At 60.8% G+C, this 16,713-nt stretch carries 18 protein-coding genes and 1 tRNA gene; 10 read left to right on the top strand and 9 right to left on the bottom strand.

Annotation, left to right across the window (positions count from 1 at the left end; all coding sequences use genetic code 11):
* The 3 genes from AC2FNZ_RS08490 to uvrA all read left to right on the top strand — a co-directional run bounded on the left by AC2FNZ_RS08490 (position 1) and on the right by uvrA (position 3,702).
* Positions 1-77: transfer RNA gene (locus AC2FNZ_RS08490), tRNA-Asp, on the top strand.
* Positions 78-169: 92 nt separating this feature from the next.
* Positions 170-739, top strand: coding sequence for a methyltransferase domain-containing protein (locus tag AC2FNZ_RS08485; RefSeq protein WP_496840201.1), 570 nt, complete (start codon positions 170-172; stop codon positions 737-739).
* Positions 740-843: 104 nt separating this feature from the next.
* The gene (gene uvrA / locus AC2FNZ_RS08480; RefSeq protein WP_496840199.1) at positions 844-3,702 is read left to right on the top strand and encodes an excinuclease ABC subunit UvrA; all 2,859 of its coding nucleotides are present in this window, start codon (positions 844-846) and stop codon (positions 3,700-3,702) included.
* 12 nt (positions 3,703-3,714) lie between these two features.
* Here uvrA and AC2FNZ_RS08475 read toward each other — a convergent pair whose 3' ends face one another.
* From AC2FNZ_RS08475 to AC2FNZ_RS08460, 4 genes are all read right to left on the bottom strand, one after another.
* Positions 3,715-4,104, bottom strand: a complete 390-nt coding sequence (locus AC2FNZ_RS08475; RefSeq protein ID WP_496840197.1) for a hypothetical protein — start codon at positions 4,102-4,104, stop codon at positions 3,715-3,717.
* A gap of 102 nt (positions 4,105-4,206) precedes the next feature.
* Positions 4,207-5,079, bottom strand: a complete 873-nt coding sequence (gene mmsB, locus AC2FNZ_RS08470) for a 3-hydroxyisobutyrate dehydrogenase (protein WP_496840195.1) — start codon at positions 5,077-5,079, stop codon at positions 4,207-4,209.
* A 4-nt stretch (positions 5,080-5,083) separates the two neighbouring features.
* Positions 5,084-6,118, bottom strand: a complete 1,035-nt coding sequence (locus tag AC2FNZ_RS08465; RefSeq protein WP_496840194.1) for an enoyl-CoA hydratase/isomerase family protein — start codon at positions 6,116-6,118, stop codon at positions 5,084-5,086.
* Between the two features lie 7 nt (positions 6,119-6,125).
* Positions 6,126-7,268: an acyl-CoA dehydrogenase family protein gene (locus tag AC2FNZ_RS08460; RefSeq protein WP_496840193.1), complete on the bottom strand. Its 1,143-nt coding sequence runs from the start codon at positions 7,266-7,268 to the stop codon at positions 6,126-6,128.
* Positions 7,269-7,442: 174 nt separating this feature from the next.
* On the opposite strand from AC2FNZ_RS08460, the gene AC2FNZ_RS08455 reads away from it, so the two are divergent.
* Entirely contained in the window at positions 7,443-8,300 is an 858-nt protein-coding gene (locus tag AC2FNZ_RS08455) for a hypothetical protein (RefSeq protein ID WP_170389967.1), read from the top strand.
* A 3-nt stretch (positions 8,301-8,303) separates the two neighbouring features.
* Here the strand turns inward: AC2FNZ_RS08455 and AC2FNZ_RS08450 are convergent, their stop codons facing one another.
* Positions 8,304-9,419, bottom strand: coding sequence for a carboxylate-amine ligase (locus tag AC2FNZ_RS08450; protein WP_093961949.1), 1,116 nt, complete (start codon positions 9,417-9,419; stop codon positions 8,304-8,306).
* Between the two features lie 143 nt (positions 9,420-9,562).
* On the opposite strand from AC2FNZ_RS08450, the gene AC2FNZ_RS08445 reads away from it, so the two are divergent.
* Together AC2FNZ_RS08445 and AC2FNZ_RS08440 are read left to right on the top strand one after the other, a co-directional pair.
* A complete protein-coding gene (locus AC2FNZ_RS08445; protein ID WP_496840192.1) occupies positions 9,563-10,408 on the top strand; it encodes a class I SAM-dependent methyltransferase in 846 nt (281 codons plus the stop codon).
* A gap of 76 nt (positions 10,409-10,484) precedes the next feature.
* Complete coding sequence (locus tag AC2FNZ_RS08440) at positions 10,485-10,961, top strand: fasciclin domain-containing protein (protein ID WP_170338788.1); 477 nt, start codon at positions 10,485-10,487, stop codon at positions 10,959-10,961.
* 56 nt (positions 10,962-11,017) lie between these two features.
* Here the strand turns inward: AC2FNZ_RS08440 and AC2FNZ_RS08435 are convergent, their stop codons facing one another.
* Positions 11,018-11,614 carry a L,D-transpeptidase gene (locus tag AC2FNZ_RS08435; RefSeq protein ID WP_496840191.1) on the bottom strand — a complete coding sequence of 199 codons (597 nt, stop codon included), beginning with the start codon at positions 11,612-11,614 and terminating at the stop codon, positions 11,018-11,020.
* Position 11,615: 1 nt separating this feature from the next.
* Here AC2FNZ_RS08435 and AC2FNZ_RS08430 point away from each other — a divergent pair, with 1 nt between their 5' ends.
* Positions 11,616-11,807 carry a hypothetical protein gene (locus AC2FNZ_RS08430; RefSeq protein WP_496840190.1) on the top strand — a complete coding sequence of 64 codons (192 nt, stop codon included), beginning with the start codon at positions 11,616-11,618 and terminating at the stop codon, positions 11,805-11,807.
* 28 nt (positions 11,808-11,835) lie between these two features.
* On the opposite strand, the gene AC2FNZ_RS08425 is transcribed toward AC2FNZ_RS08430, so the two are convergent.
* Positions 11,836-13,335, bottom strand: coding sequence for a CoA-acylating methylmalonate-semialdehyde dehydrogenase (locus AC2FNZ_RS08425; protein ID WP_496840189.1), 1,500 nt, complete (start codon positions 13,333-13,335; stop codon positions 11,836-11,838).
* Positions 13,336-13,436: 101 nt separating this feature from the next.
* Between AC2FNZ_RS08425 and AC2FNZ_RS08420 the strand changes: the two genes are divergently transcribed.
* The 3 genes from AC2FNZ_RS08420 to coaD all read left to right on the top strand — a co-directional run bounded on the left by AC2FNZ_RS08420 (position 13,437) and on the right by coaD (position 15,415).
* Positions 13,437-14,339 (top strand): LysR family transcriptional regulator, encoded by a 903-nt coding sequence (locus AC2FNZ_RS08420; protein WP_496840188.1) that lies wholly within the window; start codon positions 13,437-13,439, stop codon positions 14,337-14,339.
* Between the two features lie 61 nt (positions 14,340-14,400).
* On the top strand, positions 14,401-14,838 hold the full coding sequence (locus tag AC2FNZ_RS08415; protein WP_496840187.1) for a CBS domain-containing protein: 438 nt from the start codon (positions 14,401-14,403) through the stop codon (positions 14,836-14,838).
* A gap of 85 nt (positions 14,839-14,923) precedes the next feature.
* Positions 14,924-15,415 carry a pantetheine-phosphate adenylyltransferase gene (gene coaD, locus AC2FNZ_RS08410; protein ID WP_093961954.1) on the top strand — a complete coding sequence of 164 codons (492 nt, stop codon included), beginning with the start codon at positions 14,924-14,926 and terminating at the stop codon, positions 15,413-15,415.
* Here coaD and gap read toward each other — a convergent pair.
* Together gap and AC2FNZ_RS08400 are read right to left on the bottom strand one after the other, a co-directional pair.
* Complete coding sequence (gene gap / locus AC2FNZ_RS08405; RefSeq protein WP_496840185.1) at positions 15,407-16,411, bottom strand: type I glyceraldehyde-3-phosphate dehydrogenase; 1,005 nt, start codon at positions 16,409-16,411, stop codon at positions 15,407-15,409. The genes coaD and gap overlap by 9 nt on opposite strands.
* Before the next feature lie 92 nt (positions 16,412-16,503).
* Entirely contained in the window at positions 16,504-16,647 is a 144-nt protein-coding gene (locus AC2FNZ_RS08400; RefSeq protein ID WP_170338780.1) for a hypothetical protein, read from the bottom strand.
* Positions 16,648-16,713: the final 66 nt, after the last annotated feature.

Genomic DNA, 16,713 nt, shown 5'->3' with positions numbered 1-16,713 from the left:
GCGGTTGTAGCTCAGTTGGTTAGAGTACCGGCCTGTCACGCCGGGGGTCGCGGGTTCGAGCCCCGTCAACCGCGCCACTTCTCCTTAAAAGTCGTTGCGTTCCCTGTGGACACAGGGTTGCTTTTCTGGACAATCGGTCCCGGCAGGTAGCACGCAGTCGGGGTTTTCGATGGTCAGCTTGAACCGCGTCGTCATGGCTCGTCAAAGCAAGAAATGGATAGGGAGTCTGGGGCCCGAGGCGCTGGATTGCGCCGAAATTTCGGGAAAATGGGGAACGCAGTTCGGGTTTCGCAGCCATACCCAGATCTGGCATCGTCAGCACGATATCTGCAAAGGCCCGCTGATGGATGAGCGTGGGGAGGTTCGACAATTCGATCTGATCTTGGCCAACCAGGTCTGGGAACATCTTGACCGGCCCTATGAAGCCACTCTGAACGTGCTCGAAATGCTGCGGCCGGGAGGGTGGTTTTGGTTGGCCGTGCCGTTCTTCATCCCATTCCATGCCGCACCGCACGACTGTTCGCGCTGGTCGGCGCGGGGATTGCGCAACCTGCTGACCGAATGTGGCTTTGATCCGGAAAGTATTCAGGCTGCGCAATGGGGCAACCGTCAGGCGGGTTTGCGGAACCTCGAACCGGTCTGGCCGCCTGTCTATGACCCTGAAACCGACAGCCTGGAAAACGACCCGGATTTTCCGATCTGTGCCTGGGCCATGGCGCGAAAGCCCGAAGACGGGTGACCCAAGCGGAGAAAATCTGCTCGTTCACACTTTGTTCTAACTTTTCGGTTGGAGACTCAGCGTCGCTCGCCTATCTCTAGGACACTTGTGTGTTGGGGGCCTGGATGGCTGAGCTGAAGAATATCGAGGTGCGCGGTGCGCGCGAGCACAACCTGAAAAACATCGACGTGGACATTCCGCGCGATCAGCTGGTTGTCGTCACGGGGCTGTCCGGTTCAGGCAAGTCGTCCTTGGCGTTCGACACGATCTATGCCGAGGGCCAGCGCCGTTATGTCGAAAGCCTGTCGGCCTATGCGCGCCAGTTTCTGGACATGATGGAAAAGCCCGATGTGGATCACATCAGCGGCCTGTCCCCGGCGATCTCGATCGAGCAGAAGACCACGTCGAAGAACCCGCGTTCGACCGTGGGAACGGTTACCGAGATCTATGATTATCTGCGCCTGCTGTTCGCGCGCGCAGGCACGCCCTACAGCCCCGCCACCGGTTTGCCGATCGAAGCCCAGCAGGTTCAGGACATGGTCGATCGGATCATGGCGATGGAGGAGGGCACCCGAGGCTATCTGCTGGCGCCCATCGTTCGCGACCGCAAGGGTGAGTACAAGAAAGAGTTTCTGGAACTGCGCAAGCAGGGGTTCCAGCGTGTCAAGGTCGATGGTCAGTTCTACGAACTGGACGAGCCGCCGACGCTGGACAAGAAGTTCCGCCATGACATCGACGTGGTCGTCGACCGGATCGTCGTGCGCGAGGGGATGGAGACTCGCCTGGCCGACAGCCTGCGCACCGCGCTGGACCTAGCCGATGGTATCGCGATACTGGAGACTGCCCCGCGCGAGGGCGAGCCCGAGCGCATCACGTTCTCCGAGAACTTTGCCTGTCCGGTCAGTGGGTTCACCATCCCCGAGATCGAACCGCGCCTGTTTTCGTTCAACGCGCCCTTTGGGGCTTGCCCGGATTGCGACGGGCTGGGGGTCGAGCTGTTTTTCGACGAACGGCTTGTGGTGCCCGATCAAACGCTGAAACTGTATGACGGCGCGCTTGCCCCGTGGCGCAAGGGCAAGTCGCCCTATTTCCTGCAGACGATCGAGGCGATCGCGCGCCACTATGAGTTCGACAAGAACACGCCGTGGAAGGACCTTCCGGCGCATGTGCAGCAGGTGTTTCTGCATGGCTCGGGCGATGATGAAATCCAGTTCCGCTATGACGAAGGCGGACGGGTCTATCAGGTGACCCGCAGCTTTGAAGGCGTGATCCCGAACATGGAGCGCCGCTATCGCGAAACCGACAGCGCGTGGATCCGCGAGGAATTCGAGCGGTATCAGAACAACCGTCCCTGCCACACCTGCGAGGGTTATCGACTGCGACCCGAGGCGTTGGCCGTCAAGATCGCAGGGCTGCATGTTGGCCAGGTGGTCGAGATGTCGATCAAGGAAGCTCTGGCCTGGGTCGAGGACGCGCCGAACCACCTGAGCGTCCAGAAAAACGAGATTGCCCGTGCGATTCTGAAAGAGATCCGCGAACGGTTGGGTTTTCTGAATAACGTAGGTTTGGAATACCTTACGCTATCTCGTTCAAGTGGCACCCTGTCAGGTGGCGAAAGCCAGCGCATCCGGCTGGCCAGCCAGATCGGCTCGGGCCTGACCGGGGTGCTTTACGTGCTGGACGAACCCTCGATCGGGCTGCATCAGCGCGACAATGACCGCCTTTTGGGTACGTTGAAGAACCTGCGCGATCAGGGCAATACCGTGATCGTCGTCGAACACGACGAGGAAGCCATCCGCGAAGCCGACTATGTGTTCGACATCGGCCCCGGTGCCGGCGTGCATGGCGGGCAGGTGGTCAGTCACGGCACACCCGAGCAGATCGCGGCCGATGCGGCCTCGATCACGGGGCAGTATCTGTCGAGGGTGCGGGAAATTCCGGTGCCCGCCGAGCGGCGCAAGGGGAACAAGAAAAAGGTAACGGTCGTAAAGGCTTCGGGCAACAACCTCAAAGACGTGACGGCCGAGTTTCCGCTGGGCAAGTTCGTCTGCGTGACCGGGGTGTCGGGCGGCGGCAAGTCGACCCTGACGATCGAGACGCTGTTCAAAACCGCGTCGATGCGTCTGAACGGTGCGCGTCAGACGCCTGCGCCCTGCGAAACGATCAAGGGGTTGGAACATCTGGACAAGGTGATCGACATCGACCAGCGGCCCATCGGGCGCACGCCCCGGTCGAACCCGGCCACCTATACCGGCGCCTTCACCCCGATCCGCGACTGGTTCGCCGGTCTGCCCGAGGCCAAGGCGCGAGGATACAAGCCCGGGCGGTTCAGTTTCAACGTCAAGGGCGGGCGCTGCGAGGCCTGCCAGGGCGACGGGGTCATCAAGATCGAGATGCATTTCTTGCCCGACGTCTATGTCACCTGCGAGACCTGCAAGGGCGCGCGCTACAACCGCGAGACGCTCGAGATCAAGTTCAAGGGCAAATCCATCGCTGACGTGCTGGACATGACGGTCGAAGACGCGCAGGAGTTCTTCAAGGCCGTGCCCTCGATCCGCGACAAGATGGATGCGCTGGCCCGGGTCGGGCTGGGCTACATCAAGGTCGGCCAGCAGGCTACGACCTTGTCGGGCGGCGAGGCGCAGCGGGTCAAGCTTTCGAAAGAACTGGCTAAACGTTCGACGGGCCGGACCTTGTACATCCTCGATGAGCCTACCACCGGCCTGCATTTCGAAGATGTGCGCAAGCTGTTGGAAGTGCTGCATGAATTGGTCGACCAAGGCAACACGGTCGTGGTGATCGAACACAATCTGGACGTGGTGAAAACCGCCGACTGGATCATCGACATCGGCCCCGAGGGTGGTGATGGCGGTGGCGAGATCGTTGCCGTGGGCACCCCGGAAGATGTCGCCGAATGTGAGCGCAGCCACACCGGGCGATACCTCAAGCCGATGCTGAACCCCGAACGCGTGGCGGCCGAGTAGGCTGCCTTCGCTTCAATACAGAATATCCGCCACCGCGCCGATCAGGTTCAGCACTTTGCGCGTGTCGGGGTCGATGCTGTAGACGTAGTCGCCCGCGCGAACGTAGTTGCCGCCGCGTTTCAGACCATAGCGGTACGGATCGTCGATCCAGACATAGTCGCGATCAATCCGGTCGCCGACCTTGTACCAGTTCTTGACTTGGCCGGGCGGGACGCAGGGCACGGCCTTCTTGGCCAACCCGGGCGGGCAGTTGGCAACGGATATTGCGCCTTTCTGCGGGGCCACGCGCTCGACCGAGAACGTGTCCTTGTTCTTTCCCTTGCCTTTGCCGTTGTCAGCCAGCGTCGAGACCGGGGTCAGTGACAGGCCGGCAAGCAGTGCAATATTCAACAGTGTCTTCATGGGCGGTTCCCCTCGGTTCGTCGCGCCGTCATGCCGCTTTTCCCAGTATTTTGGAATGCCCGCCAGAAGTGCAAGCCCTGGGCGGCGAAATGCCGCCCAAGCTCAGCTGCGGCCGCGCTTTTCGAACCGGGGCAGCATGGCCGAGAAATCCATGCCCTTGCCGTCTTCGGATTCGACGAACTGTTCGTACAGTGCAGTGGCGATCTGGCCCATCGGCGTGTCCGCATCGGCGCTTTCGGCGGCCTGCTGGCTGAGCCGCAGGTCCTTGAGCATCAGCTCGGCAGCGAAACCGGGCTTGTAGCCATTGTCGGCGGGGCTTTGCGGCCCGACACCGCTAGCGGGGCAATAGGCGTTCATTGTCCAGCTGTAGCCCGACGAGGTGCTGACCACGTCGAACATCTTCTGCCGGTCCAGGCCCAGCTTATCGGCCAAGGCAAAGGCCTCGCAAGTGGCGATCATGGTGACGCCCAGGATCATGTTGTTGCAGATCTTGGCGGCCTGACCGGCGCCCGCCGCGCCGCAATGCACCGCCTTCTGGCCCATGATATCGAACAGCGGGGCCGCCTTGGCAAAGGCCGCGTCCGAGCCGCCGGCCATGAAGGTCAGCGTGCCGGCGGCCGCGCCACCGATTCCGCCCGAAACGGGCGCGTCCACGGCCAGAAGCCCGGCCTGTTCGGCCTGGTCCGCCACGGCGCGGGCGCTGTCCACATCGACGGTCGAGCAGTCGATGAACACCGCGCTTTTTTCCATGTGCGGAATGATCTGATCGGCCACCGCGCGCAGGATGTCGCCATTGGGCAGCATGGTGATGACCGCCTCGGCCCCGCGGACAGCATCAATAGCCGTTTCAGCCTTGGTCACGCCCTCGACCGACACGCCCGCGGTGTCGAACCCGGTCACGTCGTGACCGGCCTTGGCCAGATTGGCCGCCATCGGCGCGCCCATGTTGCCCAGGCCAATGAATCCGATCTTCATGTTTTCACTCCTCCTCGAATGTCAGCGTGTCCGCGCCTAGCGGCGTCAGCATCCGTGATACCGCCGCGGCCGGTACATTCATGTCCGCAAACTGCCATTTCGGGTTGCGGTCTTTGTCGATGATCTGCGCCCGGATACCTTCGAGAAAGTCGCCATGCTCCATCGACCGGAAGGTAAAGCGGTATTCCAGCTCCAGCGCCTTGCGCATGGTCAGGGCCGGGCCGCGCAGGCGGTGCAGCATCTCGATCGCGCAGGCCATGGACAGCGGCGAATTGCGGCCCATCGCCTCGAGCGCGCCTCGGGTGAATTCGGTGTCGCCATTGCGCAGGTCGGTCAGAACGTCGCCCAGGGTTTCACCAACGAAGAAACGGTCGATGTCGTCGTGCGGCAAGGTGCGGTCCGGGGCAGGGGCGGCGTGTTCGGCCAGCAGGTCGGCCTGGCCCGAGGCTTCGAGCATCTCGATCATGTCGGGCCATTGGTCCTGTGGGATGAAGTGGTCGGCGAAACCGGCATAGATGGCGTCCCCCGGACCTATGCGCGCGCCGGTGACGCCCAGATATTCGCCCAGCCGCCCTGGCGCCAGCGCCAGCAGCAGCGACCCACCCACATCCGGCACCAGCCCGATCGAGCATTCGGGCATCGCGATCTTCGAGCTTTCGCCGACGATCCGGTGTGTGCCGTGACAGCCAATGCCCACGCCGCCGCCCATGGTAAAGCCCTGCAGGAAGCTGACCACGGGCTTGGGATATTCGAAGATCATCGCGTTCAGGCGGTATTCATCGCGCCAGAATTTCTGCCCATAGGCATAGTCGCCCTTGGTGCCCGTTGCGTACAACTCGGCGATGTCTCCGCCCGCGCAAAAGGCCCTTTCGCCCTCGGCATCCAGGATGACCAGATCGACCTCGTCATCCTCGCGCCAATTGCGCAGGGCGGTGTCGATAGCCATGCACATCTCGTAGCTCAGCGCATTCAGGGCCTTGGGCCGGGTCAGGGTGATCCGGCCGGCGCGGCCCGTGGTGCGGATGTCGATATCGGACATGGAAACCTCAGCGATGGGCGAGCAGTTGGCGGGCAACGATCACGCGCATGATCTCGTTCGTGCCTTCCAGAATTTGATGCACTCGCAGATCGCGCACAAGCTTTTCGATGCCGTAATCGGCCAAATAGCCGTAGCCGCCATGCAACTGCAGGCACTGATCGACCACTTTCGATCCTGTCTCGGTCACGAATTTCTTGGCCATCGCGCAGAACTTGGTGGCGTCGGGCGCGCCCTGATCCAGCTTCCAGGCCGCCTGACGCAGGAAGGTGCGGGCCGCTTGCAGTTCGATCTCCATGTCGGCCAGCCGGAATTGCAGGGCCTGGAACTGGTCGATCGTCTGGCCAAAAGCCTTGCGCTCGGACATGTACCGCAGAGTCATGTCCAGCCCCGCCTGCGCCGCGCCCAGCGAGCATGAGGCGATGTTCAGGCGCCCGCCATCCAAGCCCATCATCGCGTATTTGAACCCGTCGCCCTCGGTCCCGACAAGGTTTTCGGCCGGGATCTTGCAGTCGTCGAACTGAACCTGCGCGGTGGGCTGGCTTTTCCAGCCCATCTTCTGTTCCAGCGCCCCAAAGCTGAGGCCCGGTGTGCCGTCCTCGACATAGACGGTCGAGATCCCCTTGGGTCCGTCGCCGCCTGTGCGCACCATGCAGACATAGGCATCGGAATAGCCGCCGCCCGAGATGAAGGCCTTGGTGCCGTTCAGCGTATAACCGTCGTTGGTGCGCTCGGCCCGTGTCTTGAGCGCCGCCGCGTCCGAGCCCGAGCCCGGTTCGGTCAGGCAATAGCTGAGCACCGTGTTCAGGCTGAGAACGTCGGGCATGATGCGCGATTTCAATTCATCGCTGGCAAAGCTGTCCAGCATCTTGGCGCACATGTTGTGGATCGACAGAAAGGCCGCGACCGAGGGGCAGGCCATCGACAGCGCCTCGAACACCAGCGTGGCGTCCAGACGGGTCAGGCCCGAGCCGCCGCATTCTTCGGACACGTAGAGCCCTCCAAAGCCCAGTTCGCCGACCTTGGGCCACAGATCCTTGGGTATGGTGCCCTCGGCCTCCCACTGGCGGGCGAAAGGTGCGATCTGTTCTTGCCCGAACGCGTAGGCCATATCGAAAATGGCCGTCTGTTCCTCGGTCAGCGCGAAATCCATGGCCGGTCTCCCCCTTGTGGCGACGTGAATTGAACGACTGTTTATTTATTGCGCAATCCTTACAGAAATTTTTCACGCGGAGCAAACCCCGTGATGCACGTGCGCCGGATTTGGGTGATTGCCAAAAGGCGGTTATGCTGAGCCATTCGTTTTATTGATTGATCGGAGTTGTGGATGTCGAATTACAAGATGGCCGTGGTTGCGATACACGGAATGGGCAGCCAGTCGGTCGGGCCGAACCAGCCGTCCTCGGTGCCGACGTTTTCGAGCGACCTGCACGACCGGGTGGGGCGGCAGTTGGGGCAGGACATGAGCAAAGTTGCCTGGCACGAGGTGATCTGGGCGCAAATCCTGCAGGGGCGGCAGATGGACTATCTGAACAGCATAAGCCCCTATACTGGCTATGACCGCACGCGCCGTTTCGTTGTATGCAACCTGTCTGACGCGGCATCCTATCGCCCGACCCCCGACGGCAGCGACAAAACCTATGCCGCAATCCATGAACGAGTTGCGCAGGTGATACGCATCGTCCGGTTTCAGATCGGCGAGCGTGCCCCCATCCTGATCGTCGCCCATTCCCTGGGTGGGCATATCATGTCGAACTACATCTATGACCTTCAGCGCCATCTGCGCCACGGTGGATTGCCGCAGCACGGTGTTCCGGTGGAAGACATGCAGACAGTGGCCGGGCTGGTCACGTTTGGCTGCAACATCCCGATCTTTCTGTTCGCCTATCCCGAACAGGACATCACGCCGATCCAACGCCCCAACCAGGAATTGCCATTGACCCTGCAATTCCATAACTGGTGGCAGAACTATTATGACAAGCACGACGTTCTTGGCTTCCCCCTTGGACCGATCGCGCCCAGCTATGGGCAGCTTGTCGGAACGGGGGAGATCACCGACCAGGCAATCCGGGTCGGGAATATCTTCACCGGATGGAATCCGTTTTCGCACAATGGGTATTGGAAAGCCCGCAGCCTGTACGAGCCCGTGGCCGACCGGATCAGACAGATCCTCAATGCGGTGTGAGAGTCAGAGATCAGCGTGGAATTCGTCAATCAGGTGCCGGACCACCGCCTGGCCCGGATCGTCGCCATTGGCCAGCGCTTCGGCGTGAACGCGACGCTGTCGTGTGGCTGAGGTACCGCTCTCGGCGATCTGACGCAAACGGGCCAACTCGGCCATCGTGCCCAATGCTTCGGCATCTTCGGCCAACATGCCCATCAACTCGCCCATCAGGTCGGGCATCGGCTTGATCGAGCGGTCTCCGAAGTCGATAAGCCCTTCACCCACACCGTAGCGCTGCGCTCGCCAACGGTTTTCGCCGATCAGGAACCGATCATATTGCCGCCAGCGCAGGTTGCGGTCTTTCAGACGGCAGAGCATTCGGGTCAATGCCTGTACCATGGCCGCCAGCGACAGCGCGTGTTCCATGCGAGGCTGCACATCCATGATCCGCGTCTCGAGAGTCGGATAGCTGTGCGACGGTCGGAGGTCCCACCAGATTTTCGAGGTATCCTCGATTACACCCAATTCGACCAGGACACCGGTGGTGCGCTCGTATTCGGACCAACTGCCAAAAATGGGGGGCAGGCCGGTGCGGGGCAGGTTGTCGAACACCGTGAGGCGATAGGACGACAGCCCGGTATCCTGTCCGTTCCAGAATGGTGAGGAGGTTGAAAGCGCCAGCAGATGCGGCAGGAAATAGCTGAGCTGTGGCATCAGGTCGGCTCGCAGCGCCTCATCCTCGACGCCCACGTGCACGTGCATGCCGCAGATCAGCATCCGGCGGGCCACGCCGCCGAGGGCATGTTGCAGGTTGTCATAGCGTTCCTTGCGCGTATGATGCTGGTCTTTCCAATCTGCAAACGGGTGGCAGGACACGGCGATCGGTGCCATGTTGTGCTCGGCGGCGCGCTTGGCGACACCGGACCGCAGCCGCCTGAGGTCCTCTCGTGCGGATTTGACCGTGGTATGCGGGCGGGTTCCAACCTCGATCTGGCATTGCAGGAACTCCGGGCTGACCTGGCCCTCAAAGTCCGCCTGGCAGGACTTCATCAATGCCTCGGGCGCCTGAGCCAGTTGCAAGCTGTCGCGATCGACAAGCAGGTATTCCTCTTCGATGCCGATCGTGAAATCCTGCTGCATGTGCGGGCCTCCCGTTCCCTTTTGGGATCAGTGAATACGGAATCCGCTCTTTTGCCAAGGCTTTGGCGCCATCGACCTTGCGCTGACCCGTGTGCCGACGGTAAGCACCGCAGAAGCCAGACAGATAGTTGGAGCCGTGTGTCGTGAAACCAAGGAAATTCCCGAAGCTCAATGTATTCTTGGACAGGTTCGGCACACGGTTGATCGACAAGGCCCCCGAGAGGGATGAGCGGGCACGGCTTGAAGCATTCGAGCGGGCAGGCGGCCTGACCCGACCGGCCTATGCCCTTTCACCCGGGATGGAGGAGTTCGATATTTCCGAACTGGTCGCCGAATACACCGTCCACGCGGAATCCCTGGCTGCCTTGAAGGATCCTGAGCGGAACCAGACCGGCTACCGGATTGGAAACGGGTACTACGACAGTCCGGACGCCGATGCTCTGTACTTGATGATCCGGCGGTTCAAGCCGAAACGCGTCGTCGAGGTCGGATGTGGAAACTCCACCCGAGTGACCCGGCAGGCCGTTCTTGATGGTGGCTTGGAAACCCGGATCACGGCGGTTGACCCGTATCCGCGCGCAGACATCGCGCATGTGGTTGATCAATTCGAACAGAAACGACTGGAAGAGGTCGACGCATCCGTGTTCGATCAGCTCGAGGCCGGTGACGTTCTTTTCATCGACTCGAGCCATGTCGTGCGCATGAGCAATGACGTAGCGCATCTTTTCTGCCGCATCATTCCGAACCTGAAACCAGGCGTCGTGATCCATGTCCACGATGTTTTTTTGCCCTATGAATACCCCAAGCGGTTTTTCTATGACTGCCCGGGTTGGGGCGAACAGTACATGCTGCACGCGTTGCTGCAATCTGGTTCTTTTTCAATGCTTTGGCCCGGATACTACCTTCAGCAGGCGCGTCCCGATGCCGTCGAAGTCTTGCCCTTTCTGACAGAAGGCCGAGCGCAGAGTATCTGGGTTCAGAAGCGGTAAAGCTGAATTTTTTCGTGATCCGCTTTTCGAAAGCGCGCGTACCCCTTTCCATATCACGCTGGAGAGGAGACTAAACATGTTCCGTCGTACATTCATGGGTGCCGCAGCCGCCGTCGCACTCGCACTGCCGATGAAAGCCCAAGCCGCAGACATCGTGGACACCGCCGTTTCGGCCGGTTCGTTCAATACGCTGGTTGCCGCAGTTCAGGCCGCCGGTCTGGTGGACACGCTGAAGGGCAAAGGCCCCTACACGGTGTTCGCGCCCACCGATGAAGCGTTCGCCGCTCTGCCCGAGGGCACCGTCGAGACGCTGCTGATGCCCGAAAACAAGGATCAGTTGGTCGCCATCCTGACCTATCACGTTGTGCCGGCTAAAGTTATGTCGGGTGACATTGCAGGCAAGCGCGCGAAGGTCCTGACCGTTCAGGGCGAGCGTTTGAGCGTCAATGCCAAGAATGGCGTCAAGGTCGACGGAGCGAATGTCGTTCAGGCCGACATCGAGGCCAGCAACGGTGTCATCCACGTCGTCGACACGGTTCTGATCCCCGAGTAATCAAGCCACTCGCCACAAAATCAAAGCCCCGGTCGATCGGCCGGGGCTTTGCCGTTTCAAAGCAGTCTGACTTTTGTTCCGATTTGAACCAGAGGATACAGTTCCTCGACATGCTGGTTGTACAACCCGATGCACCCGGATGAACTTTGGCGTCCGATCTTTCGGGTGTCATGTGTGCCATGCACCAGGTAAGCCGGCCAGGACAGGTACATGGCGCGGGTGCCAAGTGGGTTGCCTGGATCTCCACCTTCCATGCGGACCGGCAGGTTGGGATCGCGCTCGCGCATCGATGCGGTCGGCGTCCAGCTGGGATTTTCCGCTTTGCGCACGACTTCGGTGTAGCCACGTTTGGTCAGCTCTTCGCTCATGGGAACCGAGCTGGGGTACAGCTTGTAGGTGCCGTCAGGACCCCAATAATGCACCGCCCGGCTGGTTATGTCAGCCAGCAAGCAGCCCACGCCCAGTTCATCGAAGTGATCCTGCCAGTCCTGCTTGGAAAAGGACGATACGTTGCGGCGAACGGGAAGCTGAGTACTGATCGCCTCTTCGCTCTGAGGGAAGGCGTCCTGGCTCTGCGCCCGCAACAAGGTCGGCGACGCCAATACGGATGCTGCCCCCAAAAGGGCCGAGCGGCGGGAAATTCTGGTTGTCACGATGGCCTCCTGGCGACTGACTGCTCGAATTTTCGGCCAATTTATGCCGAGCAGAGAGGTGAAGCCAGAGGTCGGTGCTGAAATTCTCGTGAACGCAGTCCAGCTTGCGCAGTTTTTTGCCAAGCAGAAGCTGCACAAGGTGACGGTTGGCGGATTGGGTTTGCCTGCGGACAAAAAGGCCGCCCCAAATTAGGGCGGCCTTTGTTCTTAAAATCAGTCTGTTAATCCATCGCTTTGAAGTTGAACTCGCCACCTTCTTTGATGCCCGACGGCCAGCGCGACGTCACGGTCTTGGTGCGGGTGTAGAACTTGAAGCTGTCCGGGCCGTGCTGGTTCAGGTCTCCGAACATGGATTTCTTCCAGCCGCCGAAGGTGTGGTAGGCCAGCGGCACCGGGATCGGGACGTTGATGCCAACCATGCCGATATTGACCCGGCTGGCGAAATCACGGGCGGTGTCGCCGTCGCGGGTGAAGATCGCGGTGCCGTTGCCGTATTCATGGTCCATCGCCAGCTTCAGCGCCTCTTCGTAGGATCCGGCACGGACGGTGGACAGAACGGGGCCGAAGATCTCCTGCTTGTAGATGTCCATGTCAGGGGTGACATGGTCGAACAGGTGGGGGCCGACAAAGAAACCGTCTTCATAGCCCTGCAGTTTGAAGTCGCGGTTGTCGACGACCAGTTTCGCGCCCTGTTCCACGCCCGAGTTGATCAGGCCCAGGATGCGTTCCTTGGCGGCGGCGGTCACGACCGGCCCCATATCGACGTCGTCGCCCGCGGTATAGGGGCCGACTTTCAGCTTTTCGATGCGCGGCACCAGTTTCTCGATCAGCGCGTCAGCGGTTTCCTCGCCCACCGGAACCGCCACCGAAACGGCCATGCAGCGTTCGCCGGCAGCGCCGAAACCGGCGCCCACCAGCGCGTCGGCGGCCTGATCCAGGTCGGCGTCGGGCATCACGATCATGTGGTTCTTGGCCCCGCCAAAACACTGGGCGCGTTTGCCGTTCGCCGTGGCGCGCGAATAGATGTATTGCGCGATGGGGGTCGAGCCGACGAAGGACACACCCTGAATGATCTCGCTGTCCAGCAGGGTGTCCACGGCTTCCTTGTCGCCGTTGACGACTTGGAACACACCTTTGGGCAGACCGGCCTCGACGAACAGTTCGGCCAGCATCAGCGGTACCGATGGGTCACGTTCCGATGGTTTCAGAACCACCGCGTTGCCGCAGGCCAGTGCAGGGCCGACATGCCAAAGGGGCATCATGGCCGGGAAGTTGAACGGCATGATGGCGGCGACAACGCCCAGCGGTTGGCGCATGGAATACATGTCAATGCCGGGGCCGGCGCTGTCGGTGAATTCACCCTTCAGCATCTGCGGGGCGCCGATGCAGTATTCGATCACCTCGAGCCCGCGCTGCAGGTCGCCTTTGGCGTCGGGCAGGGTCTTGCCGTGCTCGCGGCTCAGCGCCTCGGCCAGCTTGTCCATGTCGCGATGCATCAGGTGGACCATCTGCATCATTACGCGGGCGCGCTTTTGCGGGTTGGTCGCGCCCCATGCGGGCTGGGCTGCAGCAGCGTGTTCGATAGCTGCCGTGGTCTCGGCGGTGCTGGCCATCGGGCATTTGTACTGAACCTCGCCCGTCGCGGGGTTGTAGACGTCGTCAAATCGACCGGATGTGCCGGGCGTGTATGCGCCGTTGATGAAATGGGTCAGGTCTTGCATCGCAAACTCCTCCGCTGAATTTGCGCGCAGCATAGGCTTGCATAAATCTCATGAACAGAGGCAATATCCCAAAAGAGTTTTGCAAAAATGCAAGGGTAGGGATGGATCCGAACTGGGATGACATGCGCGTATTCCTGGCGGTTGCGCGCGAGGAAAGCCTGTCTTCGGCCGGGCGGTTGCTAAAGATCGATCCGGCGACAGTTGGGCGGCGGGTTTCCCGGTTGGAATTGGCACTGAAAGCGCCGCTTTTTACGAAGTCACCGCAGGGCTACGTACTGACCTCGGCCGGAGAGCGTCTGTTCGAGCACGCTCAAGGCGCTGAAGAGGCGATGCGCGCAGCGGCTGGCGCGATGGAGGGCGCGACCAAGTCGCTGAGCGGTCAAATCCGGATTGGTGCTCCGGACGGAAGCGCCAACTATCTGCTGCCGCAAGTCTGCGCCAAAATCAGCGACTCGAATCCGGACCTGGACATACAGATCCTGGCCTTGCCGCGGATCATCAACCTGTCGCGCCGCGAGGCGGATATGGCCATAACCGTCAGCGCCCCAACGGCCGGCAAGCTGCTGGTGCAAAAGATCAGCGACTACAGGCTGCATATGGTGGCAACCGCCGACTATCTTTCGCGGCATGGTCCATTTCGCTCGGTCAGTGACCTGAAGGGTCACCGCATGATCGGTTATATCCCGGACATGATCTTCGACCGCGAGCTCGATTACCTCAACGATCTGGGTATTGATCGTGTCCCACTTGCATCGAACTCGGTCTCGGTGCAACTGCGGCAAGCCTCGCTGGGTACCGGGGTGTGTATCGCGCATGACTTCACGTTGCCATTCCATCCTCAGCTGAAAAAAATTCTGACGGATCAAGTCTGTCTGACGCGCAGCTTTCACCTGGTGCGCCATCAGGGTGATCAACGCAACGAACGGTTGAACCGATTTGCAGATGCGCTCAGCCGGGGAATTCGCGACGAAGTTGCGCGGCTGGAAGCCGAAGCCCAAGCTTGACAGGCTGATCTAATCGGGCAACGCTTTGGAAAACGGGAAAATTATTTCGGAGGTATTGCCCATGCTTGTACAGGCCATTCTGAAGTCCAAGTCGACGGACGGGGTTGTGACGGTGGCGCCTTCGATGACCGTGTCCGACGCGGCAAAGATTCTGGCCGATAAGCGCATTGGTACGGTGATCGTATCGGAGGACGATGGCGAAACCGCAGCCGGCATCCTCTCGGAACGCGATATCGTGCGGGAATTGGCCGCCAGTGGCAGCGGGTGCCTGACACAGTCGGTAAGCGCCTACATGACTAAGAAACTGGTGACCGCGACCCAACAGGACAAGGTGCAGGACGTACTCGCTCGTATGACCGAAGGTCGGTTCCGCCACATGCCGATTGTCGAAGATGGCAAACTGATTGGGATCGTCACTCTGGGTGACGTCGTAAAAGCGCAATTGTCCGAACTGGCCATGGAAAAAGATGCCCTGCAGGGCATGATCATGGGGCACTAGCCCCATTTGACGACATTGCGGCCTCTTGCAGCTGCGGAAAACTTGTGTTTGCTTGCGCAGAAATTTTCTTGCTCAGGAGGGCGCGATGCGGGTTGGATTATATCCGGGAACCTTTGACCCCATCACCATGGGTCATATCGATATCATCCGCCGGGCAGCCATGCTGGTCGACAAGCTGGTGATCGGCGTCGCGATCAACCGCGACAAGGGTCCGCTGTTCTCGCTCGAAGAGCGGGTGGCCATGATCGAGGCGGAATGCGCCTACCTGACCGAACAGACCGGCACCGAAATTGTTGCGCATCCGTTCGAAAACCTGCTGATAGACTGCGCCCGGGACGTAGGGGCGCAGATCATCGTACGCGGCCTGCGTGCTGTTGCCGATTTCGAATATGAATTTCAGATGGTTGGGATGAACCGGGCGCTCGACGATTCGATCGAGACCGTGTTCCTGATGGCCGAAGCCCGACACCAGGCGATTGCCTCGAAACTGGTCAAGGAAATCGCCCGGCTGGGTGGGGACGTGTCGAAATTCGTCACGCCCCAGGTCAATATCGCACTGAAAGAGCGGTTAGGTTAGGGCGCCCATCGCGGCAGCGGTGTCCAGCATCCGGTTCGAGAAACCCCACTCGTTGTCATACCAGGCCAGAACACGGACCAGCGTGCCGTCGGTCACCTTGGTTTCGGCCAGCGACACGGTCGAGCTGTGGGAATCGTGGTTGAAATCGATCGAGATCAACGGGCGGGTTTCCGCAGCCAGAACGGTCGGGATCTTGGCCGCGGCCTCGGTGAACAGGGCGTTGACCTCGTCTTCGGTGGTGGGGCGCGATACCTCGACCACCAAGTCGACGACCGAGACATTCGGGGTGGGAACCCGGATCGCCTGACCGGTCAGCTTGCCCTGCAACTGCGGCAGAACCAGCCCCACGGCCGAGGCCGCGCCGGTGGTGGTCGGGATCATCGACAGGGCAGCCGCGCGCGACAGGTACGGGTCCTTTCCGGCAGTGTCATGCACCGGCTGGCTGGCGGTGTAGGCGTGCACCGTGGTCATGTTGCCGTGTACGATACCCAAGCCCGCATCCAGCGCGGCAGCGACCGGCGACAGGCAGTTGGTGGTGCAGGATGCGTTGGAAACCACGGTGTCGGCGGCGGTCAGCTCGTGGTCGTTCACGCCGAACACCACGGTTCTTACCTCGCCATCCCCACGTGCTGGCGCCGAAATCAGAACCTTCTTCGCGCCGTTCTTGAAATGGCGAGACGCAGCTTCGCGCGTGCGGAACACGCCGGTGCATTCCAGAACCACGTCGACGTCCGACCAATCAAGCGCCTCGGGGTCGCGCTCGCTGGTCAGCCGGATCGGGCCCGCGCCTACGTCCAGCCCGGCCTCGCTCAGGGTGACCGGTTTGGCGTAACGGCCATGCACGCTGTCGAACTCGAACAGATGCGCGTTCATTTCCGGCTTGGCGAGGTCGTTGATCGCGACGATCTGCACATCCGTACGACCGCTTTCCATCAGGCCGCGCAGGACACCGCGCCCGATCCGTCCAAATCCGTTGATAGCAAGTTTGAGTGTCATGTCGCGCTCCGTCTAAATGGCCGCTAAGCCGCGATTGAAATCAGTTAGCGCTAACAAAGGCAGTCAGGCGAAAATGTCAAGCAAAACCTCTGTCAGCGCCAGAACGCGACCCAGTCGAGAAAGTCGTAGAACTTCTTGCCGAGGAACAGGAGATGCTCGGTTCCAAACAGCGCGAAATCCAGCATCAGACCACCAAGGATGAGGACTCCCAGCCAGATCGCGATTTGGTTTGTCATTGCTGCTCCGAACAAAAAAGCCCGCCCAGATAACCTGAGCGGGCGACGCGGTTCAAGCGGTCTTGA

This window comes from Ruegeria sp. SAZA006 (assembly GCF_059613465.1).
The sequence above is the reverse complement of the archived record's forward strand: the minus strand, read 5'-3'. Positions and strand labels throughout refer to the sequence as shown.

Bases quoted from the DNA above. Each gene is read 5' to 3' on its own strand.
- gap (WP_496840185.1), bottom strand. From the start codon at position 16,411: ATGACACTCAAACTTGCTATCAACGGATTTGGACGGATCGGGCGCGGT.
- AC2FNZ_RS08465 (WP_496840194.1), bottom strand. From the start codon at position 6,118: ATGTCCGATATCGACATCCGCACCACGGGCCGCGCCGGCCGGATCACC.
- AC2FNZ_RS08400 (WP_170338780.1), bottom strand. From the start codon at position 16,647: ATGACAAACCAAATCGCGATCTGGCTGGGAGTCCTCATCCTTGGTGGT.
- AC2FNZ_RS08475 (WP_496840197.1), bottom strand. From the start codon at position 4,104: ATGAAGACACTGTTGAATATTGCACTGCTTGCCGGCCTGTCACTGACC.
- uvrA (WP_496840199.1), top strand. From the start codon at position 844: ATGGCTGAGCTGAAGAATATCGAGGTGCGCGGTGCGCGCGAGCACAAC.
- AC2FNZ_RS08440 (WP_170338788.1), top strand. From the start codon at position 10,485: ATGTTCCGTCGTACATTCATGGGTGCCGCAGCCGCCGTCGCACTCGCA.
- coaD (WP_093961954.1), top strand. From the start codon at position 14,924: ATGCGGGTTGGATTATATCCGGGAACCTTTGACCCCATCACCATGGGT.
- AC2FNZ_RS08455 (WP_170389967.1), top strand. From the start codon at position 7,443: ATGTCGAATTACAAGATGGCCGTGGTTGCGATACACGGAATGGGCAGC.
- AC2FNZ_RS08425 (WP_496840189.1), bottom strand. From the start codon at position 13,335: ATGCAAGACCTGACCCATTTCATCAACGGCGCATACACGCCCGGCACA.
- AC2FNZ_RS08420 (WP_496840188.1), top strand. From the start codon at position 13,437: ATGGATCCGAACTGGGATGACATGCGCGTATTCCTGGCGGTTGCGCGC.
- AC2FNZ_RS08450 (WP_093961949.1), bottom strand. From the start codon at position 9,419: ATGCAGCAGGATTTCACGATCGGCATCGAAGAGGAATACCTGCTTGTC.
- AC2FNZ_RS08430 (WP_496840190.1), top strand. From the start codon at position 11,616: ATGGCCTCCTGGCGACTGACTGCTCGAATTTTCGGCCAATTTATGCCG.
- AC2FNZ_RS08415 (WP_496840187.1), top strand. From the start codon at position 14,401: ATGCTTGTACAGGCCATTCTGAAGTCCAAGTCGACGGACGGGGTTGTG.
- mmsB (WP_496840195.1), bottom strand. From the start codon at position 5,079: ATGAAGATCGGATTCATTGGCCTGGGCAACATGGGCGCGCCGATGGCG.
- AC2FNZ_RS08460 (WP_496840193.1), bottom strand. From the start codon at position 7,268: ATGGATTTCGCGCTGACCGAGGAACAGACGGCCATTTTCGATATGGCC.
- AC2FNZ_RS08485 (WP_496840201.1), top strand. From the start codon at position 170: ATGGTCAGCTTGAACCGCGTCGTCATGGCTCGTCAAAGCAAGAAATGG.